We start from the raw sequence: 20,909 nt of genomic DNA on the forward strand, positions 1-20,909 counted from the left end.
GCGTTGCATGGATAACATTCAAACAAAGCGAGGAGGAAGCGCGATGACGGAGACCGGACGACATCGTCGCTGGTTGTTTTCACTGTGGGTCCTGGTTTCATCCTGCGTGGTCGGCGATGCCGCCGTCGCGCAAACGAGCGAGACCGGCGACCTCTCGTTCGAACTGGTCGATCCCAAGGTGTTGCGCGTCTGTGCCGATCCGCGCAACCTGCCGTTTTCCAACGAGAAGGGCGAAGGCTTCGAGAACAAGCTCGCCGAATTCCTGGCGGAGAAGCTCCAGAAAAAGCTCGACTACGTTTTCTTTCCGCAGGCCGCCGGGTTCGTGCGCATGACGCTGGGTGCGCATCGCTGCGACGTCATCATGGGCTTCCCGCAGGGCGACGATCTCGTGCAGGGCACCAATCCTTATTACCGGACGAGCTATGCGCTGGTCGCCAAGGCCGGCAGCGGGCTCGAGGACGTCGAGACGCTCGAGGATCCCAAGTTGAAGGGCAAGCATGTCGGCATCGTCGCCGGCACGCCGCCGGCAACCAACATGGCGCTGGCCGGCTTGATGGCTGATGCAAAGCCCTATCAGCTGATGATCGACACGCGTTTCGACAATTCGGCGCAGGCGATGATCGACGATCTCAGCGCCGGCAAGATCGACGCGGGCGTGCTGTGGGGCCCGATGGCCGGCTACTACGCGAAGAAGGCCGGCGCGTCGTTCCATGTCACGCCGCTGGTGAAGGAGACCACCGGACCGAAGCTGGTCTATCGCATCGGCATGGGCGTGCGTCCCGCCGACCAGAACTGGAAGCGGCAGCTGAACAAGGTGATCCAGGAGAACCAGGGCGAGATCAACAAGATCCTGCTCGACTTCGGCGTCCCGCTGCTCGACGAGAGCAACCGGCCGCTCGGCGCGGAGACGGTCAAGAAGACGCCATGAGGCCGCATCTTGCCGTTGCGCTGCTCGCTGCCGTTCTGGCGGGGCAGGGATTGGCGCAGCAGCAGGAGCCGTTCGAGCCCGAGGGCTATCGCACCGACCAATACCGCGCACCGGTGCCGGCGGCACTTGCCGGCGCACGCGTGTTGTCGACGGCGGAGGCCGAGGAGATATGGCGCGCGAAGAGCGGGGCCTTCGTCGACGTAATGCCGCGTCCGCCGAAGCCGAAGAACCTTCCCGAAGGCACCGTCTGGCGCGATGCGCCGCGGAGGAACATTCCGGGCAGCATCTGGCTGCCCGATACCGGCTACGGCATGCTGCCGCCGGCCATGGACGACTATCTCCAGCGCGGCCTCGCCCGCGCCTCGCACGGCGACAAGACTGCACTGCTCGTGATCTATTGCCTCGCCGATTGCTGGATGTCCTGGAACGCGGCCAAACGTGCGATGGCGTATGGATATTCCAACATCGCCTGGTATCGTGACGGCACCGACGGGTGGGAGGGTGCGAAGCTGCCCGTCGAGGACGCGCAGCCGGAACCGCGCCCGGACCAGTAAGATTGGATGCAGTGCCTGCCTCTCCCCGGAAGCAGGCAGCTATTTTTGCTTCTGCAACTTCGTCAGCGTACCCGTGCCGTTCGTCTCGGTGGCCGTATAGCTCACCCTGTCGCCGGCATGGACGGCGTCCAGCATTGCCGCGTCCTTCGCCTTGTATTCCTGGAGCGCGCCGGCGTTGCCTGTGCTGGTGCCGACCGTGCCTTTCTGCGTTTGCTGGATCGAGATGGTGCCGTTGAGCCGATCAATCCGCGTGATCATTCCGGTCATGTCTTCGGCAAAGGCGCTGGATGTCAGCATGGTGACGACCGCAGCGCTCCCGAGGATGAATTTCGTTGTTCCCATCAAGGCCTCCCGAGGTTGGATGTCTTGGGTTGACTTCGACAAGACATCCCGGAGCGATTTGGTTCCGCCGGATGGCGCGGCGAAAGGTTAACGATCGCGCTGATATCGCGGGAACTTTCCCGGGGCGTCAGTGAGGCTGACGCTATTCCATTTCCTGCTGGATCACGCGCCCGAGCGCGAACAGGCGCTGGTCGATCGTGGTCGGAACCTCGCAGACGAATCGCACCACTTTGTGACGATCCTCGAAAATGCGCGTCTTCCAGATCAGCTCGTTGCTGAGGGCCTCGACCTTGGCCTCATCGCGCGGCGTTGCGCCCTGGAGCGCCTGAAGCGCAAGTGTCTCCTCGCGGATCTTGTCGGCGGCCTCGCGTTGCTTGCGGCTGACGCGTTCGAGCCCGCTCATGACCTGGGAGCGCTGGGCGTTGAGCGTGTCGAATAGGCCGGCGAACAGCAGTTTTGCGTTGGCGGACTTGTCCGAGGCGGAGGCGGCGAGAAACTCCTTCACCGATTTCTCGGCCTCGTCCAGCGGCGTCTTGCGCGCCGACAGCTTTGCGACCAGTGCGCTGACCTTGGCGTCGTCCTTCCACTTATTCTGGACGTCGTCGAGCGCCGGCCCGGCCCAGACGGCCGAAAGCGAAATCTCCGGCACCTTGGCCTGGGTGCAGGGCCAGTCCGGATAGCGCGGATCGGCCGCGCGGGCAGCCGCGCCCGAGAGCGCAATTGCGATGGCAGCCAAAATCCAAGCCTTCATCCTTCGCCTCCCGCCGGTCCGCGTCGCGCCAGCCCGCGCGACGGATCATAGGCGAAAATCGCACCGATCATGAAGGCGATTGTGCAGATCGCGACCACTGACAGTGAGATCCAGTTGATCTGTCCGTACAGCGCGAAGCGGATCAGCTCGACCGCGTGGGTGAACGGATTGACCTCGCAGAGATAGTACAGATAGGGGCTGCCCTCCTGGACCCGCCAGAGCGGATATAATGCGGAGGAGGCGAAGAACATCGGGAAAATGACGAAATTCATCACGCCGGCGAAGTTCTCCAGCTGCTTGATGCCGGAGGATATCAGCATGCCCAGCGAGCCCAGCATCAGTCCGGACAGGATCAGCGCCGGCAGCACGGTGAGGTAACCCGACGGCGGTGGGGTGATGTCCCAGAACCAGGCGATCAGGAGGAACGCATAAACCTGGAGCAGCGATACGGCCGTGCCCGCGAGCAGCTTGCAGAACAAGAGGAACCCGCGCGGCAGCGGGCTCACCAGCAGCGTGCGCATATTGCCCATCTCGCGGTCATAGACCATCGAGAGCGAGGACTGCATGCCGTTGAAGAGCTGGATCATCGCCATCAAGCCGGGCGCGATATAGACCTCGTACAGGATGTAGGTCTCGTAAGGCGGGATGATGGAGATGCCGAGCACCTGGCGGAATCCCGCGGCGAAGATGAACAGCCACACCAGAGGCCGCACCAGCGCCGAGACGAAGCGCTCGCGTTGATGCAGGAAGCGCAGGCCCTCGCGCCAGACGATGCCGGTGAGGCAGGTCATGTACTCGGCGAATGAGAAGCCGCGCGGCGCCTCGCTGGTGGCGATGCTGCTCATGCGTTGCCTCCCGGCATGGTTTGCGCGCCGGTTAGGCGCATGAAAGCGGTGTTGACGTCCTGCGCGCCGGCTTCCGTAACGACCTGGCTCATCGGTCCCTGCGCCAGCACCTTGCCCTGGTGCAGCACGACGAGGTCGTCACCGGGCAGGATCTCGTCGAACAGATGCGTGGCCCAGAGCACGCCGATGCCTTGTTCAGTGACGAGCTGGCGGACATGGCTGATGATGTCCGGCGCGCGCCTTGACATCCAGGCCGACTGTCGGCTCGTCCAGCAACAGCAGCCGCGGCCGGTGCAGCAGCGCGCGGGCGATCTCCAGCCGCCGCATCTGTCCGCCGGAGAGGTCGCGCACCTTGCTGCCGGCGCGCTCTTCGAGCCCGATGCGCCCGAGCAGCTCGGCGCTGCGTGCGGCCGCCTCGCGCCGGCTGATGCCGTGCAGGGCAGCGTGATAGAGCAGGTTCTGCGTCAGCGAGAGATCGAGATCGAGCGTGCGCGGCTGGAACACGACGCCGAGCAGCCGCAGCGCCTCGCCGGGGCTTTTGCTGATGTCGTGCCCGAAGATGCCGACACGCCCCGATTGGATGCCGAACAGGCGCGTGATCAGCGAGAACAGCGTGCTCTTGCCGGCACCGTTGAGGCCGAGCAGTGCCGTGAAGCTCGCCGGCAGCACGCGGAAGGAGACGTCGGTCAACGCCCGCCGCGGACCGTAAGCATGGCTGACGCTGTCGATCGACAGCGCCGGCACAGTGGCCGCGTCCGGCCCCGGCGTCTCGCGCGGTTCAGCGGTCGGGGCGGGCATCGTCATGGCGCGATCGCGACGCCCCAGGGCAGTTCGCCGACCTGGATGGTCTTGATCACCTTTTGCGCGGCGACGTCGATGACGGAGACGTCGTTCGACACGCCGTTGGTGGTGAGCAGATATTTCTCGTCCGGCGTGAACGCCACGTGCCAGACCCGCTGACCGACCAGAAGATATTTCGTCACCTTGCGCGTGGCGACGTCGACCACGGCGATGCGATTGGCCGGGCCGAGCGCGACGAAGGCGGTCTTGTCGTCCTTGGTCATACCGATCCCGACCGGCTGGATCGCCTCTTTGCGCAGGCCCGGGATCTCGAACGTGACCTTGCCGATCACCTCGTGTTTCCTGGGGTCGATGATCGAGACGGTCCCGCCGATCTCCGAGGACACCCACACTTCGGAAGAATCATGCTTGAACTCGGCAAAGCGCGGGCGCGCGTCGACCAGCACGTTGGCGACGATCTGGCGCGTGGCGGTGTCGATGAAATGCGCCATGTTGGTCGTCTCGGACGTGTTGATCAGCGTCTTGCCGTCGGGGCTGATGGTCATGCCCTCGGGCTCGACGCCGACCTGGATGTCGCCGAGGCGTGCGCGCTTCTCGAGGTCGATCACGGTCACCGTGTTGTCGTTCTCGTTGGCGACATAGAGGATCTTGCCGGCGGCGTCCTGGGCGAACAATTCCGGATCGGGACCGGACGGCAGGCTGTCCACCACGGTCTGCGTCTTGGCATCGATCACCTGGATGGTGTCGTCGTCGCCGACCGCGACCATCACGAACTTGCCGTCGCGCGTGAAATCGATTCCGCGCGGGCGCTGGCCCACCTTGATGGTTTTGGTCACCGTCCAGCTGTCGGTGTCGATCACCGACACCGTGTTGCTCTTCTCGTTCGAGACATAGGCGATGAACGCGTGCGCGGGCGTCGCCGCCAGCACCAGTGCGGAGAGAAGCCCAACACGCCACATGCGCGACATCTGCATCCTCATTTCAGCTTGCATTTGCTTTCCGGACGATCGTAGCCGAGCGTGTCGAGCTCGGAGACCTGGTGCAGGAAACCCTCCTGCGGCGACACCGACACCACCATGCGGCCATCGACCAGCAGGATCGGCTGGCGCAGCTGCAGATTCCAGTCGCGCAGCGTCAGGCGCGTGCCCTTGAAGGCGGCGACGGAGAAATCCGGGCCTTTGAGGAAATCGGTGACCTTCTTGACGTCGCCGGAATTTGTGCGGGAGGTGGCTTCGCCGATCATGCGCACCGCCGTCCAGGCCTGCATGTCGAGCGCGGTCATGCGCCGCGAGTTCAGCTTGACGAAGCGGTTCTGAATCTGGAGGGCGCCCCATTGGTCCTGCGCCGCGTCCCAGCTGCGCGGCACGAGGCCGGCCGAGCCCGCGACCGGGCGCGGATCCCAGGTGCGATAGGGCAGGTAGGCGCCGAACACCTCGCTCTCGTCGGCCGCGACCAGTACGTCATAGGCCGGCGCCTGTTGCGTGAAGACAGGCATCTGACGCTGGATCAGCGTGACGCCGGAATCCGTGCGGCGGGCGCCGCCTTTGTCCTCGAAGCTACGCTCCTGCACGATCTTGGCGCCGAAGCGCGTCGCGGTGCGCCTCAGGGCATCGGCGAACAGCTTGTCCTCGTCATGCGAGCCAACCACGAGCAGCCAGCGCGACCATTTCTTCCACACCAGGTACTGGCCGAGCGCGTCTGCCAGCATCGCGCGGGTGGGCGCGGTATGGATGACGTTGGCGCGGCAATCGGCCTCTCGCAACCGCTCGTCGATTGCGCCGACGTTGAACAGCAGCGTGCCGCGATCGCGCAGCGCGTCCGAGACTTTCAGTAGCGCATCGGCCGGCAGGTCGGCGATGATGAAGCCGTTCTTGTCGGCGAGGGCGGTTGCGGCCTGGACCGGATCCTCGCCTTCTTTGATGCGACGCTCCTCCAGCGCAAAGCGCTGATTGAGGAATTTCCCGGTGGTGTTGTTGTCCTCGATGGCAAGGCGGGCGCCGGCGACGCCGTCATTCTCCGCGGGCTGCTCCACCAGCGACAGCGTCGATCTGGTGCCGGCGACGCCGAGATAGCCGACGCCGATCGCGACGGGGTCGGCCGCGAGCGCACTCGTCGCGGCAACGCCCAAGCCGATCAGGCCGACCAACCATCGGATCATGTTTCCTCCGGACGATCTCTGCGGCTTGACCGCCGCTGGAGAATTGTCTCTGCTTCAAGCATGACCAATTTGCCAGGGCATGCAACCCCGCATTTCGTCCCCGCGCGCACGAGGATTGGAATCACGATCATGCGAGCGTTGATGTGTTTCGCAGCTTTGCTGTTGACGTGTTCGGTCGCGCGCGCCGATCCGCCGAAACTCGCCGTGTTCGATTTCGAGCTGATCGACACCAGCCTGCCCGGCGAGTTCTACGGCTCGCGCCCCGAGGAGGCGCGGCTGGAGCGCATCAGCGAGCAGCTCCGCAAGGAACTGGCAGAGTCAGGCAAGTTCCAGCTGCTCGACATCGCGCCGGTCAGGGACGCCGCCCGTCGCGCGAACTTGCAGGCCTGCGGCCGCTGCGACCTCAAGCTCGCAGGGCAACTCGGCGCCGATCTCGAGATCACCGGCCTCGTGCAGAAGGTCTCGAACCTGATCATCAACCTGAACATCTATCTGCGCGACGTGAAGACCGGCAACATGGTCGCGGCAGCCAGCGCCGATATGCGCGGCAACACCGATGAAGCCTGGACGCGCACGATGAGCTATCTCATCCGCAACCGGCTGCTGGCGCCGAACTACGGACGGCCGCAATAGCGGGCTTACCCCTTCAATCTCTCTGCGTGCCAGTGCAGATGATCGCCCATGAAGGTCGAGATGAAATAATAGCTGTGGTCGTAACCCGCCTGGCGCCGCAGCGTCAGGGGGATGCTCGCCTTGGCGCAGGCGGCTTCGAGGAGCTCCGGCTTGAGCTGCTCTTTGAGGAAATTGTCGGCCTCGCCGATGTCGACCAGGAAGCCGGAGAATTTCGCCCCGTCTTCGATCAGCGCCACCGTGTCGTGGCTGCGCCAGGCGTCTTTGTTCGACCCGAGATAGCCGGTCAGCGCCTTAATGCCCCAGGGCACGAGCGAGGGCGCCACGATCGGTGCGAAGGCGCTTGCCGCGCGAAAACGGTGCGGATTGCGCAGCGCCACCGTCAGCGCGCCGTGGCCGCCCATGGAATGGCCCATGATCGATTGCCGCTTGGCATCGACCGGAAAATTCTCCGCCACCAGCTTCGGCAGCTCGTCGGTGACATAGCTCCACATGCGATAGTTGCGCGCAAAGGGCTCCTGCGTCGCATCGACATAGAAGCCGGCACCCAGGCCGAAATCATAGGCGTTATTGGCATCGCCGGGCACGTCGGGCCCGCGCGGTGAGGTATCGGGCGCGACGAAGATCAGGCCGAGCTCGGCGCAGGCCTTGCGGAATTCGCCCTTCTCGGTGACGTTGGCATGCGTGCAGGTCAGCCCGGAGAAGTACCAGACCACGGGCAACTTGGCACCGTCCGCATGCGGAGGAACATAGACCGAGAACACCATGTCGGTTCCGGTCGTCGCGCTCGCATGGCGGTAGACGCCCTGCACACCGCCACAGGACTTGTTCGTCGAGACAGTCTGGATCGTCATGCCCTTAAGCTCCGTGGCATCTCACTGCAATCAACATTGCAACGCTTGTGTGACCGAAATTTGTGGCGCCGTCAGGCAACGCCGCTGTCGATCGCCAGCCGCACCAGCTCGACCGAGGTCTTCACCCCGAGCTTCTGGCGCATGATCGAGGACGTGTTGGCCACCGTCTTGTAGGAGGATTGCACCAGCCAGGCGATCTCGGACAGGCTCTTGCCGGCGCTGAGCAGCCGCAGGATCTCCATCTCGCGCGCGTTCAGCTTCGAGAGCGGGCTTTGCGCCAGCGCAGGTCCCGCGAAGGCGATGCTGCGCGCGATCGCGGTCGGAAGGTAGGTGCCGCCGCCGCCGACGGCGCGGATCGCCTCGACGAGGTCGTCGGGGTCGCCGGTCTTGGAGACGTAGCCCTTGGCGCCGCATTCGATCGCGCGCGCGGCGAAGGCAGGGTCGTCGTTCATGCTGAACATGATGATGCGGGCTTCGGGCGCGCGTTCGAGGATGCGGCGCGCGAGCTCGAAGCCGGAGACGGTCGGCAGGTTGATGTCGATGATGCAGAGGTCGGGACGCTCGACGATGAAGACGCATTCGCCGTCTTCGGCGTCGGCGGCCTCCAGGATCTCGATCTCGCCCTCGTCGGCCAGCACGGCACGGCAGCCGGAGGCGACAATGGGATGATCGTCGACGATCAGAATGCGCATAGGCGTTCCCCGCGACAGCTTCGAACCTGTGCGCCGCAAGAAGCCGACCAGGCAAGACGCGTGCGCCTCATGTCGCCTCATGCAACCCGGCCGGGATTGCTGTACGTTTCCGATTAGATATCCGCCGCTTCGTCTCTGTCAACGTCATCGGACAGGCGGGCAAAACCTTCGCGGGGGCACCAAGCAAGACCAATGTGGCAAAATCTATCCTTGCGCGGGCGCATCAACCTGCTGCTGGCGTTGCTGCTGGCCCTGGGGCTCGCCGTCAATATCGGCCGCCAGATCGCCGAGGCGGGGCCGCGCGTGCAGGCCGAGGACCAGAGCGTGATCCGGCTCGCGCGCGAGTTCATCGAGATGATCGTGGCGGACCTGAACGAGGCGCCCGATCCGGATGCGAAGCTGAACCAGATCGCGCGCGATCTCAGCCGCCTGCGCCATGTCAGCATCGCGCTCCATGACGCCGGCGGCCGTCCGCTGACGCCGCCCCGAGCTGGGGCCGACGCCGACACGCGCGGGCCGCCGGCCTGGTTCGTCGGCCTGGTTCATCCCGAGCAGACCGCGGTCAGCGTGCCCGTCTCGATCCAGGGCAAGCCCGGCTCGCTCGTGATCACCTCGCATCCGACCGACGAGATTGCCGAGATCTGGGACAGCATCGTGACCCAGCTCGAAGTGGGCTCGGTCCTCGCATTGGTGCTGTTCCTGCTGATGACGAATGTGGTCGGCCGTGCGCTGGCCCCGCTGCAGTCGCTTTCCGAGACGATGGCCGAGATCGAGGGCGGGCATTACGACGCGCGGGTCACGCCGGGCGGCGCCCCCGAGCTCGCCGCGATTTGCGGCAAGCTCAATAATCTGGCAGCGGCGCTCGGCGAGGCGGTCGAGGACAAGCGCCGGCTTGCCGAGCGCGCGGTCTCGCTCCAGGACGTCGAGCGCAAGGAGATTGCGCGCGAGCTGCATGACGAGTTCGGGCCGTATCTGTTCTCGCTGCGCGCCCACGCCAGCGCGTTGGCGAAGCTGGCGGACGGCCGCGAGCCGAGTGCGGAGGCGGTCCGAAAGCATGGCAGCGCCTTGCTGGAGCAGATCAACGCGCTCCAGCAGTTCACCCGCCGCGTGCTGGAGCGGCTGCGCCCCGTCGGTCTTGCCGAGCTCGGTCTGCGTCAGGCGCTGGAATCGCTGTCGCGGCTGTGGCGGGAGTCGCATCCCGAAGTCGCCATCGAGACCACCATCTCGCCCGCGCTGGGCACGACCGGGGAGACCGCGGACCTCACCATCTACCGCATCGTGCAGGAGGCGCTCACCAACGTGTTCCGCCATGCCGGCGCGACCTCGGTCAACGTCGTGATCGAGCCGGCTGGGCAGCTCGGACGCGACGGCCGCTTCTGCGTCAAGGTACGGGTCAGCGACAATGGCCGCGGCATGGAGCCGGGTCAGAAGCTCGGCTTCGGCCTCGTCGGCATGCGCGAGCGTATTTTGGCGCTGGGCGGCACCCTCAACGTCGTTTCCGGGGACGGCGGCTTGACCGTCGAGGCGCTGGTGCCGACGGCCGCGGCCTGATCGCGCCCGAAACGATCGGGAAAAATTCCCGATCCGATCGGGAAAACGGGTGTGGATACCGCCCGATCTTTTGTGGCTGGCGCACCCATTGCGGCCGAATAAACTCGTCTGGACAAATCGGCGGAAAAATCAAAACAGCCGGTCGTTGCGGATGGGAAGGCGGGGATGGGCAAGGTTCTTTCGTTCAAGTTTCGTTTGTTGATGGCTTCGGTATCGACCGGGCTGGTCGCGGGTGTGGTCTGTGCCGGCCCTGCCGGGGCCGCTCCGGACGAGGAGACCAACGTCCAGAACCTGCCGCCGGTCGAGGTGACCGCACCACCGCCGGCAACGCGGCGCGCGGCGCCGTCGCGACCGGTGGCGCGCATAGGCGCGCCGGGATCTGCCGCGCCGAGGACACGCCTTTACGTCTACCCGACTTCGCCGGGCACCGGCCGGGGTCTCGACGTCGACAAGGTCCCGTCGGCGATCAATGCCGTCGATGCCAGCCAGATCAGGCGCACTAACTCGCTGAACATCACCGATGCGCTGCGCGACAACATCCCCGGCGTCAACATCAGCGAGGTCACCGGCAATCCGTTCACGCCCGATATCGAGTTCCGCGGCTTCGTTGCGTCGCCCGTGGTGGGCACGCCGCAAGGTCTGGCCGTTTACCAGAATGGCGTCCGCATCAACGAAGCGTTTTCGGACGCCGTCAATTGGGACCTGATCCCAACGGCCGCGATCAGGTCGGTGACACTGGTGACCAACAATCCAGCCTTCGGCCTCAACGCGCTGGGCGGCGCCCTCAACCTGCAAATGAAGGACGGCTTCACCTATCAGGGTGCAGAAGTCGACCTCATGGGCGGTTCGTTCGGCCGGATCCAGGGCTCGGCGCAATGGGGCAAGCAGGTCGACCAGAACTATGCGGTCTACGGCGCGCTCGAAGGGATACGCGACAACGGCTTCCGCAATTTTTCGCAATCCGAGGTGAGGCGCTTCTACGGCGATGTCGGATATAGGACCGGCGACAGCGAATTCCATGTCAACATGGGAGCCGCCAAGAACAAATTTGGCGCCAGCGCCGTCGTCCCGGCCGAGCTGCTGGATAAATATTGGGGCGCCACCTACACGACGCCGCAGACCACGACCAACCGCGTTGGCTATCTCAACCTGACCGCAAAAGTCGATGCGACGCCGACCTGGACGTTCGAAGGCACCGCCCATGTGCGCAGGTTCGAGCAGAACATCGTCGACGGCAATCCGACCGATGCGGAGGAGTGCGCGGTAGATCCCGCGTTGCTTTGCTTTGGCGACGACACCACGCCTGCCAACGGTGCGGGCGGCGTACAGCTCGCCAATCCTTTCGCTCCGGGAACGGTCCTCGGCGCGATCGACCGGGGCTCAATCCGTTCGTCCACATTCGGCGTGTCGGGGCAAGCCACCAACGTCGATCAACTGTTCGGCCATGATAACCGCTTCGTCGTTGGCGCAACCTATGACGCCGGCGTCACGCGCTATAACGCCAGCTCCGAGATCGGCTCGATGGGTGAGAACTACGTCGTCACCGGCAGCGGCGTTTTTCTCGGTCCAACTCCAGCGGCAGACCCGATCGCGGGCCCCGTCTCGCTGCGGACCATCAATCAATATAACGGCGTCTATGCGATGGACACCTTCAACGTCACGGATGCCTTCGCCGTCACGGGCGGCGGACGCTTCAACGCGGCGCGGATCACCTTGGAAGATCAGCTCGGGACCGCGCTCAATGGCGACCACACCTTCATGCGCTTCAATCCGGTTGTCGGTGGCACCTACAAGATCATGCCGGGCTTGACGGCTTATGCCGGCTATTCCGAGGCGAACCGCGTGCCGACGCCGCTCGAGCTCGGCTGCTCCGATCCCGCCAGACCTTGTCTCATTGCGGCTTTCCTGGTTTCGGATCCACCGTTGAAGCAGGTCGTCTCGAAGACGGTGGAAGCGGGCTTCCGCGGCACCGCGGAGCTGAACATCGGCACGCTCGGATGGAAGGTTGGCGGCTTTCGCGCCACCAATCACGACGACATCATGGCTGTGCCGGTCGTTGGCCGGACCGGCTTTGGCTATTTTACCAATGTTGGTCGTACAAGGCGGCAGGGGCTTGAGGCCGAGGTCAATATCAAGTCGCCCACGCTCCAGTTCCAGGCGAGCTACGCCTTCGTCGACGCACGCTACCTTGACCCGCTTGAACTCGAGTCGGAAAGCCCGTTTGCCGATCCGGCCACCGAGACCATTCAGGTCAGACCTGGCAACCAGATCCCAGCGATCCCGCGCCACCGCGTCAAGGTCGGCGTCGACTATGCCGTGACTGACGTCTGGAAGGTCGGCGGGAATGCGCTGTTCGTCTCTAACCAATTTATAGTTGGCGACGAGTCGAACCAATACGCCAAGCTGCCCTCCTATACGGTCTTCAACCTCCACACCTCCTATCAGGTCGCCAAGAACGTCCAGCTCTACGGCCGCGTCGACAATGTATTCGACAAGCGCTACGTGACCTACGGCCAGTTCTTCGACCGCGATGCCTTGCCCAACTTCACCAATGGCGGGGCAGACTTCACCGATCCGCGCTCGCTGAGCCCGGCACGGCCGAGGGCGTTCTATGCGGGGATGCGGGTGACGTTTTAGGGCGGAGCTGAGACGGCTTCGCGCGCGGGAAGCCAGGGTGTTGTCGCCCAGCACGTTGGCGCATCGGCCCAACAACGCTTGCACCGTCCGCAAGGAGACTGTCCCACTTGTACAGCCAGTCCGGCCGATGGGGCCGTTGGGACAGTCAAACTAACTCGATCCGGATTTCCGGCAGCAAACTAATTCGGACGCGGTCAGATATCAGTGCTAGACTCGGGGATGATGAAAATCCTTGTGGTTGCGCTGGTCACAACAGTTCCGGCGCGCTCAAGTCGGTTCCCCGCAGAAACCGCCTCTGACCGATCGTGAACAGGTTAAGGCTGACCGAGAGAAGGCGGTTGAAGCCGAAAAGAGCGCACCCACAACGCGACCTTGGGATCGTGACGCGGACGGCAAGCGTCCCTGGGATTAAAAGCCCTCGAAGCCCTGAGACTCGAGGGGCAAGCTTCCAATGGCGCCGCGCTCCATGGCGCAGGCGTGCTTCCTTGTTTCCGGCGATGCGGCTCCGACCTGCGCCGATTTCTCAATGGCCAATGGCTCCCAAGTCCTAGGAACGGTTCGGACGATCGCCCGTTGGTCATCCATCTTCTGCCGATGGGCGCGTTGCTGCGGTGGCAGCAAACTAGGTGAGCCCAATGAGCAAGCGTTCCAGCCTCGCGCCAGCTGTAAGCTTTCGGCCTTCGGCGTCCCTGCTGAAGGCCATCGAGGCGTGGATGGCTCAGAACAACGGCACTTCCCTACCTGAGGCGATTGGTCGCCTCATCGAACTGGGCCTCACGGCACACGACCGTCGTGATCAGCAGAAGCTGCGCGCGCGCAAGATGGCTGGCGATGCCATCGATGGCATGGGCGACAAGGCCACGACGGAAGATGCCCGGATCGCTCGCAAGCAGGATCTGCTCAATGGACCCGAGGAGTTCGACCGTTTGCGCAAAGACCGACCCAGCACAACGCGCCGGTCAAAAACCTAACGCGGCAGCGAGAGCCGGCCGACACCAGACACATCGCAGAGAAAGAAGGCATGGACCATGAGACAGCAATCCCACACACGGGCCGTCAAGGAGGCCCATGACTTGTTCAAGCCGATCGCGAAGAAGCCGCCGACCGATTACGAGCAAGCGCAACAGACTTTTCACGCAAATCGGGAACGTTTGAAAGCCGAAAGGTTGGCCAGGGAAGCCGAGCGCCGCGGCAAGCCCGACAGGGCATCTTAGGTGCCGCACTTCTATTTCGATATCTGGGACGGGGAGTCGCTCGTATTCGACGAAGAGGGGTTGAGTTTGACCGGCCGAAGGGCCGCGGAGATCGAGACGGCGCTGTCTCTTGCGGACATCACCAGGGAGCTTGATGCCTTCAGGAGCCGCGACGGATTGAGCATTCAGGTCCGGAACGCGATCGGCCTTGTCTTCAGTGCAACTTTCGTTGGTGAAAGAGCTCTGCCGGGCGATTGATGAAATTGGCGCGCAGCGTCATCGCTGCTCTATGATGTGAGCGTCATCTCTGCTCAAGACCACTGCGCCCATCCGGATCATGCTCGACTAGACTGGAGCATCGAAAGCACGACAATTCCGTCTTCGAGTTCTCCTGAAGCCAGGCGCGCCCGCGCGATGCGCTCGAACTCCGTCCGGTGCTTCTGGAGATAGCTGAACGCCTGCTTTTGCGTGTTGAACGTCGTGGCAAGTCGGCACATCTGCCGATTTGCGCCCGACGCGAGAAAGAAAGTGATGGTTCCGTGGTCTGGCTTGAGTCTAGGCACGATCTGCTCTCTCCGGCATGTGATCGGCCCCTTCAGGGTCGGCGGTAGCGTTGAGAGCGACTATTGCGCCCGCTTCCTTGAACGCTGCTTCGGCATCGGCGTTGGCAAAGCGATGCGAGCGGCCTCATCGGCTGCTTCCCTGGCCTCGCGCGCCTCGCGAAGCCGCGCCATGTTGCTGCGGATCTGGACAGCCTGGCGCTCGACCTCAGCCAAAGCACGCGCGCCCTCTTCAGCGGCCAAACGCTTGCGGTCGGAACGTGCGATGCTCTCGGGCGACGGCTCTGCCGATTTCCTGGCGCTCATTGCTCGCGGGCCTCCGCCACGGACGAAACCCGCTCAATCCGAAGATCGAGCGGGCAGGGGAACCGTTTCAGTACATCCGTGAAACGGTACCACGATATCAAGCCAGGGAGAGATTCTCGGCGCTGACTTTGCCTCGCATCTTGTCAGTCTTGATCTCGAAATTGACCTTTTGGCCCTCACCGAGACCCGTCAGACCAGCGCGTTCTACAGCGCTGATGTGAACGAACACATCATTGCTGCCGTCGCTCGGCTGAATGAAACCGAAGCCCTTCTGGCCGTTGAACCACTTCACAGTACCTGTCGTCATATTCTTCTCCAAAGTGCGCGAGCACATGCCGCGTGACAATCACGCGTCATCTTCAACTTCGTCGATGTCTTTGGAAAAGGAGCCCGCAGGGCGCATTCAACAAGGCACAGCGGCTAATCGAACAAGCTCAACATATAGCACGTTCGCAATTTTGCAAGTTGCAAGCCAATTTGTTTCGGCGGCCACCGTCCAGGTGTTCCGATCGAGCCGCTTCGCGCGCCCTTCGTTGAACGCAGGCGACACGTTATCGATTGACAGCGGTGCACGAGAGGGTCACGTTGATGTCACCAAGCTGCATCGCCGTGACGCGCAGATCGGCTTGTGCGCAGCCGCGGCGAACGTTGCCGCCACTATCCTCAAAAGTCGGAATGAAGCTCCTGCGGGATTGGCTGCCACAGGACGTGCCGCATTCGCAGCCATCAGCAAGGAGACTCAATGCACGTACTCGTCAGAGACAACAACGTCGATCAGGCACTCCGTGTTCTCAAGAAGAAGATGCAACGTGAAGGCGTCTTCCGCGAGATGAAGCAGAGGCGGTCCTACGAAAAGCCGTCCGAGAGAAAGACCCGCGAGAAGTCCGAGGCCATTCGCCGGGCCCGCAAGCTCGCTCGGAAGCAGGCCATCCGAGAAGGGTTGCTGCCCGCACCGCCGAAGAAGAAGCCGTTCGAGCGCAAGGCACCATTGCCGGAGATCAAGGCGCGGACCGAATAGAGCGCGCCATTGGCGAGCGTATCGCTATGATCTGAAATGGATGCCGCGCAGCACGATACCGGGCGGCGTGCCTTGCGAGCTCGGTTGCACGACATTTGCTCGCCGTGCATGCTTCGATGGTCGCGACAAGCCGGCCGGGGTGAGCGAGGCTGGGCTTCGGGCTTGCGGTGTGCTCCGACATTGCTGCTTCGTGCCTTTAACCGACCAGAAACCATCGCAAATGATCGGAAAATTTTAACGAAACGACTTGGCTGCCTCCGCGTCAGTTCGTCGGAGGGCCCGTACGATGACAGAGCGCCAGTTGAAAGAGCAGGAATTCCAGATCGCGCGTTACAAGCGTCTGGAGCGGGAAGTGACGGATCCGCTCGCCGCGTGTCTGCTTCACAGCATCATCGAGGACCTTGAAGCCGAACTGCGGCGAGACTTACCGGATTGGCACGGGCCGCGCGATTAACGCTTTCTTAGCGCTAATGATGCGGATTATCCGCTTGGGAACACCAACGGAGATGGCTCCCATGCTGAAGGACGGCACCTACGCGGCGTGGTACAAGACGCCACTCGATCAGGGGACCGGCATCGTCCACGTTGCCGACGGACAGATCTGGGGCCGCGACAGCCTGATGACGTATCATGGCTCCTGCCAGATCGACGGAGACCGCTTCACAGCCACCGTGTCGACGAGGCGTCATACCGACGGACGCGCGACGGTCTTCGGCAACGACGATGAGCTCACGCTGAACATCGAAGGAAATTGCCCCGGCAGGATCGCGACCTACACGGCGACGGCCGTGCAAGTTCCGGGAATGGTTCTCCAGGGCACGCTCATATTGACGGAGCAGCAGCAGTCCCCGGCGTCTGAACGAGCCGGCCAGATGCCGGCGTTCAACCCCGACAAGCTTCCGAAGTTGCCGAAGCGCTCGCGCTGAGTAATGTCACGCGGAAGATGACGCCCCAACCATTGGCCGGCTGACCCAGCGAGACGAGCGACATCATTTTTCCTCCGGCCAGCCTCGGGCGAGCGTCGCCGCTTGTTGCAAGGTGATGCGTCGCACCAGCGGATCTGCGTGACGGTGCACGAGCTGCCAATCGGTGCTATCCTTGCGGTAGATTTCGGTCACGCGCAGCGACCAGTCCTGAGCCGCCAATCCACCCACCTCGGCCCGCTGGCGTTCGATCATGACGAGAACGACGAGCACGTCCGATGCGTAGGTCTGCAAAACCTCGAGCTCGGTTTCGCCTTCCCTGAAGTACTGCGACAGTTCGGCCAGGCGCTTGGGGCTGGCGTCGAATCCACGACTGGCAGGCCCGCCGAACGGCTGCATCAACGTGAAATCTTGCGCAATGCGGACAAGCTGAAACCAGCGATCCATGTCGCCGCGCATGAAGGCGGCATTCTTCTCGCGGGCGCGTTCGATGAGGCCGGCTATCGCGTCGTTCCCTGCGGCCGCACCGGCCGAAAGCTGAACGGTCAGCGGCATTGCAGCCGTAGCGGCCATCATCGAACGCCGCGACATCGTGTCCCGCGAGTTCGGCCATTTGTTCACTCCCGGCGGTGTCTCAGTCATGTCACGGCTCCTGATCGAACGGCAAAGGTGCCCCTATCCATGAAGCCTTGATCTTGCTGAAGCCAGCGATATGATTTCAGCAATATGCTGAACCAAATTGATCTATCCAGGATCGACCTCAATCTCCTCGTGCTCTTCCGCGTCGTTCTGGAAGAACGTCATGTCGCGCGTGCAGCCGCGCGTCTGAGCTTGACGCCGTCGGCCGTCAGCCATGCGCTGGGCCGGCTCCGTCTGTTGCTGAACGACCCCCTGTTTCTGCGGACACCGAAAGGCGTCGTTCCGACGGCGCGGGCCTTGGAGCTTGGCGAGCCCGTGGCCGAGATCATCGCACGCATCGAGCAACTGATCGGCTCGGCTGCACCGTTCGATCCCGCGAAAAGCAGCCGCCGGTTCACGATCGGCGCTCCCGATGCCGTCCTGGTCTCGACATCCGTTCAGCTGTTGCGATCGATCGCGACTGTGGCGCCCCATATCGACGTCGCCCTGATGCACCTGATGCCTGCGTCGCGCGGCGGCGCTGTCGGACAGCCCTGGCAGCAAAGCCTCGACATGCTCGAAACACGCGAGCTCGACGTCGCAATGCTGCCGTTGCCGGCAGTGTCGCCCCGGTTCGAGGCGCGCAGGCTCTACGATGAGGATTTTGTGCTGGCCATGCGTAAGGGACATCCCCTGGCAAAAGCGCCGGCCCGCACTTTGTTCTCGCAATCACAGCACCTGCTGGTGTCGCTCAGCGGTGAGGCGCGCGGCTTCGTCGATGAGATATTAGCCAAGCGCGGCCTCGAGCGCCGCATCGCCTTGACCGTTCCCCATTTCATGATGGCGCTGGTCCAGCTTTCCGGGTCTGATCTGATCGCAGCATTGCCGCGCCGATTGGTGGATCACCATGCCGGCCGTTTCGGGTTGGTGTTCGCCGAGCTGCCTTTCACGCGCAAACCGGATACTATCCGGGCCATCGCAACCAAGGCGGCGATGAGAGACGCCGGCATCGCGTGGCTGATGCAGGTCGTAGTCGGTTCAATCGGATCAGGCCGGCCCTAAATCCGCCCTTTCTGAACCCTGGAACTGACGATCGTGCCTCGAACCAAGAGAAGTGGAGCAGCATCAATGTCGGACAAGGTCTCGCGTCGCCAGTTTGCCACGCTGGCAGGATTGTCCGCAGCTGGGATTGCAAATCCGCTTGAGGCGGCTGAGGTCAAGCCGGCACCGCCGCCGCGCGGCGGAAGCGGATTTCCGGCGGGCTTCATCTGGGGCACCGCAACCTCATCCTATCAGGTCGAGGGTGCCGTCAACGAAGACGGGCGAGGGGCCTCGATCTGGGACAAGTTCGTGCGCATCCCCGGCAAGATCGAGGACGGCACCACGGGCGATCGCGCCAATGAGCACTATCATCGCTACAAGGAGGACATCGCGCTCATCAAGGCGCTCGGCTGCAAGGCCTATCGCTTCTCGGTGGCTTGGCCGCGTGTGTTTCCCGACGGCGACGGCAAGCCCAATCCCAAAGGGCTCGACTTCTACAACCGTCTCGTCGACGAACTCCTGAAGAACGGCATCGAACCATGGCTGACGCTCTATCATTGGGACCTGCCGCAATCGCTCCAGGACCGTTTCGGCGGTTGGCGCTCGACCGAGACCTGCAAGATCTTCGGCGACTATGCAGCCTATATCGCGGAGCATCTGACCGACCGCGTCAAGAACGTGTTCACGCTGAACGAGAGCGGCCGCTTCGTCTATTTCGGTTACGGCATCGGCATCGACGCGCCGGGTGTGACGCTGCCGCAAGCCGAGGTCAACCAGATCAGGCACAACAGCGCGCTCGCGCACGGGATCGCAGTGCAGGCGGTGCGCGCCCACGGCCGACCGGGCACAAGGGTGGGACCGGCCGAGAACATCGATGCCTGCGCGCCTGCAATCGACACGCCGGAGAACGTCCGCGCCGCGGAGATCGCGCTGCGCGAGATGAATGCCGGGTATCTCAACGCCATCATGACAGGCGAGTATACCGAAGCCTTTCTCAAATTCGCCGGGCCCAACGCACCGAAATACACCGATGCGGAGCTGAAGATCATCTCCTCGCCGGTCGATTTCCTCGGCCTCAACATCTACGCGCCGCAGAACTACGTCGTCGCCTCCGACCAGGGCGCCGGCTTCATGCCGCTGCCGATCCCGAAATCATTCCCGCACATGAATTCGGACTGGCTGCGCGTCGGCCCCGAGACGATCTACTGGGTGCCGAAGCTCGCGGCCAAGATTTGGAAGACGGATGCGATTTATATCAGTGAGAACGGCACGTCCGGCGATGACGTCGTCACGCCCGACGGCAAGATCTACGACACTGATCGCATCATGTACCTGCGCAACTACCTGGCGCAGCTCCAGCGCGCCACCGCCGAAGGCGTGCCGGTGCGCGGCTATTTCCTCTGGAGCCTGATGGACAATTTCGAATGGGTGTACGGACTGAGCAAGCGCTTCGGGCTCTATCACGTCAATTTCGACACCCAGGTCCGCACGGCAAAACTCAGCGCCAGCTTCTACCGCAACGTGATCGCGAACAATGCGGCGGGGGTGTAGCCGATTTTACGCGTAGCGGAAAATCCGGGTGAGAGGCGCCATCGTCGCGCATTGACTCCCCTCATCCCCTGATTCACAACGTCCTCAACGCTCAAAACAAGAGGACAACGCCAATGGCTGACGCGCTGATCATCGATGCCTGCCGGACCCCGCGCGGCGTCGGCAAGGCCGGCAAGGGAGCACTCTCGGGCATTCATCCGCAGCAGCTCGGTGCAACCGTGCTGCGCGCGCTCGCCGATCGCACCGGTATCGACACGGCCGATGTCGACGACATCGTCTGGGGCTGCAGCGCGCAGGTCGCCACCCAAGGCGGCGATCTCGGGCGCATGTCGGCGCTCGATGCCGGCTACGACGTGCGCGCCAGCGCCGTGACGCTCGACCGCTTCTGCGGAAGCGGCATCACCAGCGTCAACATGGCCGCAAGCTCGATCATGGCGGGCGCGGAAGACCTCGTCATTGCCGGCGGCTGCGAGATGATGTCGATGGAGGGACGACGCGGCGGCGGTCCGATGATGATGGATTCCGGCAATCTGCGCCTGCGGGCAAAGCATCCGCAGTCGCATCAGGGCGTCTGCGCCGACGCGATCGCGACGCTGGAAGGCATCACGCGACAGGATGTCGACGCGCTCGGCCTGGAGAGCCAGAAGCGCGCCGCGCATGCGATGGCGAACGGTCACTTCAAGAAGAGTCTCGTCCCCGTCTACCGCGAGGATGGCAGCCTCGCGCTCGACCACGAGGAGTATCCGCGGCCGCAGACCACGATGGAGGGCCTGAGCAGCCTGAAGCCCGCGTTCCCCGCAATCGCCGATTATGCACTCGACGACAAGGGCACGACCTATCGCGGCCTGATCCTGCAAAAATATCCGGATCTCGACATCGACTTCGTGCATCACGCCGGCAACTCGTCCGGCGTCGTCGACGGCGCCGCGGCGATCCTGCTGGCCTCGCCCGCCTAC

The 20,909-nt window shown here is 63.5% G+C and carries 25 protein-coding genes and 1 pseudogene; 14 read left to right on the forward strand and 12 right to left on the reverse strand.

The window, feature by feature from the left end; all coding sequences use genetic code 11:
- Window positions 1-43 precede the first annotated feature (43 nt).
- Window positions 44-928 (forward strand): substrate-binding domain-containing protein, encoded by an 885-nt coding sequence (locus SE91_RS07425; RefSeq protein WP_061847109.1) that lies wholly within the window; start codon window positions 44-46, stop codon window positions 926-928.
- Window positions 925-1,482, forward strand: coding sequence for a PQQ-dependent catabolism-associated CXXCW motif protein (locus SE91_RS07430; RefSeq protein WP_061847110.1), 558 nt, complete (start codon window positions 925-927; stop codon window positions 1,480-1,482). Before SE91_RS07425 ends, SE91_RS07430 begins: the two co-directional genes overlap by 4 nt.
- 39 nt (window positions 1,483-1,521) lie before the next feature.
- Here the strand turns inward: SE91_RS07430 and SE91_RS07435 are convergent, their stop codons facing one another.
- The 6 genes and pseudogenes from SE91_RS07435 to SE91_RS07460 form a co-directional block, all read right to left on the reverse strand.
- On the reverse strand, window positions 1,522-1,824 hold the full coding sequence (locus SE91_RS07435; RefSeq protein WP_061847111.1) for a copper-binding protein: 303 nt from the start codon (window positions 1,822-1,824) through the stop codon (window positions 1,522-1,524).
- A gap of 142 nt (window positions 1,825-1,966) precedes the next feature.
- The gene (locus SE91_RS07440; protein ID WP_008562515.1) at window positions 1,967-2,575 is read right to left on the reverse strand and encodes a hypothetical protein; all 609 of its coding nucleotides are present in this window, start codon (window positions 2,573-2,575) and stop codon (window positions 1,967-1,969) included.
- Window positions 2,572-3,420, reverse strand: coding sequence for a lanthanide ABC transporter permease protein PedC (locus SE91_RS07445; protein WP_061847112.1), 849 nt, complete (start codon window positions 3,418-3,420; stop codon window positions 2,572-2,574). Before SE91_RS07445 ends, SE91_RS07440 begins: the two co-directional genes overlap by 4 nt.
- Window positions 3,417-4,224, reverse strand: a pseudogene (locus SE91_RS07450) (ABC transporter ATP-binding protein). The gene SE91_RS07445 and the pseudogene SE91_RS07450 overlap by 4 nt, the downstream one beginning before the upstream one ends.
- Complete coding sequence (locus SE91_RS07455) at window positions 4,221-5,189, reverse strand: YVTN family beta-propeller repeat protein (protein WP_061851031.1); 969 nt, start codon at window positions 5,187-5,189, stop codon at window positions 4,221-4,223. Before SE91_RS07455 ends, SE91_RS07450 begins: the two are co-directional and overlap by 4 nt.
- Before the next feature lie 8 nt (window positions 5,190-5,197).
- Window positions 5,198-6,379, reverse strand: a complete 1,182-nt coding sequence (locus tag SE91_RS07460; protein ID WP_061847113.1) for a lanthanide ABC transporter ABC transporter substrate-binding protein PedA1 — start codon at window positions 6,377-6,379, stop codon at window positions 5,198-5,200.
- Window positions 6,380-6,439: 60 nt separating this feature from the next.
- Between SE91_RS07460 and SE91_RS07465 the strand changes: the two genes are divergently transcribed.
- Window positions 6,440-7,012 carry a DUF3280 domain-containing protein gene (locus SE91_RS07465; protein ID WP_156489510.1) on the forward strand — a complete coding sequence of 191 codons (573 nt, stop codon included), beginning with the start codon at window positions 6,440-6,442 and terminating at the stop codon, window positions 7,010-7,012.
- A gap of 5 nt (window positions 7,013-7,017) precedes the next feature.
- Here the strand turns inward: SE91_RS07465 and fghA are convergent, their stop codons facing one another.
- Both fghA and SE91_RS07475 read right to left on the reverse strand, forming a co-directional pair.
- Window positions 7,018-7,863, reverse strand: coding sequence for an S-formylglutathione hydrolase (gene fghA, locus SE91_RS07470; RefSeq protein WP_061847115.1), 846 nt, complete (start codon window positions 7,861-7,863; stop codon window positions 7,018-7,020).
- 71 nt (window positions 7,864-7,934) lie between these two features.
- Window positions 7,935-8,555: a response regulator gene (locus tag SE91_RS07475; protein WP_008562541.1), complete on the reverse strand. Its 621-nt coding sequence runs from the start codon at window positions 8,553-8,555 to the stop codon at window positions 7,935-7,937.
- A 192-nt stretch (window positions 8,556-8,747) separates the two neighbouring features.
- On the opposite strand from SE91_RS07475, the gene SE91_RS07480 reads away from it, so the two are divergent.
- From SE91_RS07480 to SE91_RS07505, 5 genes are all read left to right on the forward strand, one after another.
- A complete protein-coding gene (locus SE91_RS07480; protein ID WP_061847116.1) occupies window positions 8,748-10,106 on the forward strand; it encodes a histidine kinase in 1,359 nt (452 codons plus the stop codon).
- Window positions 10,107-10,271: 165 nt separating this feature from the next.
- A complete protein-coding gene (locus tag SE91_RS07485; RefSeq protein ID WP_061847117.1) occupies window positions 10,272-12,743 on the forward strand; it encodes a TonB-dependent receptor in 2,472 nt (823 codons plus the stop codon).
- A gap of 635 nt (window positions 12,744-13,378) precedes the next feature.
- Window positions 13,379-13,714 carry a hypothetical protein gene (locus SE91_RS07495; protein WP_061847119.1) on the forward strand — a complete coding sequence of 112 codons (336 nt, stop codon included), beginning with the start codon at window positions 13,379-13,381 and terminating at the stop codon, window positions 13,712-13,714.
- A gap of 102 nt (window positions 13,715-13,816) precedes the next feature.
- Window positions 13,817-13,957: a hypothetical protein gene (locus SE91_RS07500; RefSeq protein WP_349540739.1), complete on the forward strand. Its 141-nt coding sequence runs from the start codon at window positions 13,817-13,819 to the stop codon at window positions 13,955-13,957.
- Window positions 13,958-14,194 carry a DUF6894 family protein gene (locus SE91_RS07505; protein WP_061847121.1) on the forward strand — a complete coding sequence of 79 codons (237 nt, stop codon included), beginning with the start codon at window positions 13,958-13,960 and terminating at the stop codon, window positions 14,192-14,194.
- A 77-nt stretch (window positions 14,195-14,271) separates the two neighbouring features.
- Here SE91_RS07505 and SE91_RS07510 read toward each other — a convergent pair whose 3' ends face one another.
- The 3 genes from SE91_RS07510 to SE91_RS07520 form a co-directional block, all read right to left on the reverse strand.
- On the reverse strand, window positions 14,272-14,499 hold the full coding sequence (locus SE91_RS07510; RefSeq protein WP_061847122.1) for a hypothetical protein: 228 nt from the start codon (window positions 14,497-14,499) through the stop codon (window positions 14,272-14,274).
- A 60-nt stretch (window positions 14,500-14,559) separates the two neighbouring features.
- Window positions 14,560-14,802, reverse strand: coding sequence for a hypothetical protein (locus SE91_RS37510; protein ID WP_061847123.1), 243 nt, complete (start codon window positions 14,800-14,802; stop codon window positions 14,560-14,562).
- 97 nt (window positions 14,803-14,899) lie between these two features.
- Window positions 14,900-15,109, reverse strand: a complete 210-nt coding sequence (locus SE91_RS07520; RefSeq protein ID WP_061851032.1) for a cold-shock protein — start codon at window positions 15,107-15,109, stop codon at window positions 14,900-14,902.
- Between the two features lie 435 nt (window positions 15,110-15,544).
- On the opposite strand from SE91_RS07520, the gene rpsU reads away from it, so the two are divergent.
- The 3 genes from rpsU to SE91_RS07530 all read left to right on the forward strand — a co-directional run bounded on the left by rpsU (window position 15,545) and on the right by SE91_RS07530 (window position 16,746).
- Window positions 15,545-15,820, forward strand: coding sequence for a 30S ribosomal protein S21 (gene rpsU, locus SE91_RS07525; protein ID WP_061847124.1), 276 nt, complete (start codon window positions 15,545-15,547; stop codon window positions 15,818-15,820).
- Between the two features lie 286 nt (window positions 15,821-16,106).
- Window positions 16,107-16,274, forward strand: coding sequence for a hypothetical protein (locus SE91_RS36940; RefSeq protein WP_008562564.1), 168 nt, complete (start codon window positions 16,107-16,109; stop codon window positions 16,272-16,274).
- Between the two features lie 61 nt (window positions 16,275-16,335).
- On the forward strand, window positions 16,336-16,746 hold the full coding sequence (locus SE91_RS07530) for a hypothetical protein (protein ID WP_060736678.1): 411 nt from the start codon (window positions 16,336-16,338) through the stop codon (window positions 16,744-16,746).
- A gap of 63 nt (window positions 16,747-16,809) precedes the next feature.
- On the opposite strand, the gene SE91_RS07535 is transcribed toward SE91_RS07530, so the two are convergent.
- The gene (locus SE91_RS07535; protein ID WP_061847125.1) at window positions 16,810-17,385 is read right to left on the reverse strand and encodes a YybH family protein; all 576 of its coding nucleotides are present in this window, start codon (window positions 17,383-17,385) and stop codon (window positions 16,810-16,812) included.
- A gap of 129 nt (window positions 17,386-17,514) precedes the next feature.
- Here SE91_RS07535 and SE91_RS07540 point away from each other — a divergent pair, with 129 nt between their 5' ends.
- The 3 genes from SE91_RS07540 to SE91_RS07550 form a co-directional block, all read left to right on the forward strand.
- On the forward strand, window positions 17,515-18,423 hold the full coding sequence (locus tag SE91_RS07540; protein ID WP_349540740.1) for a LysR family transcriptional regulator: 909 nt from the start codon (window positions 17,515-17,517) through the stop codon (window positions 18,421-18,423).
- Between the two features lie 66 nt (window positions 18,424-18,489).
- Window positions 18,490-19,953 carry a GH1 family beta-glucosidase gene (locus SE91_RS07545; RefSeq protein WP_061847127.1) on the forward strand — a complete coding sequence of 488 codons (1,464 nt, stop codon included), beginning with the start codon at window positions 18,490-18,492 and terminating at the stop codon, window positions 19,951-19,953.
- Between the two features lie 113 nt (window positions 19,954-20,066).
- On the forward strand, window positions 20,067-20,909 hold an 843-nt coding region (locus SE91_RS07550; protein ID WP_061847128.1), incomplete at its 3' end, for a thiolase family protein.

The sequence above is a fragment of the Bradyrhizobium sp. DOA1 genome (assembly GCF_001593325.1).
GTDB lineage: Bacteria > Pseudomonadota > Alphaproteobacteria > Rhizobiales > Xanthobacteraceae > Bradyrhizobium.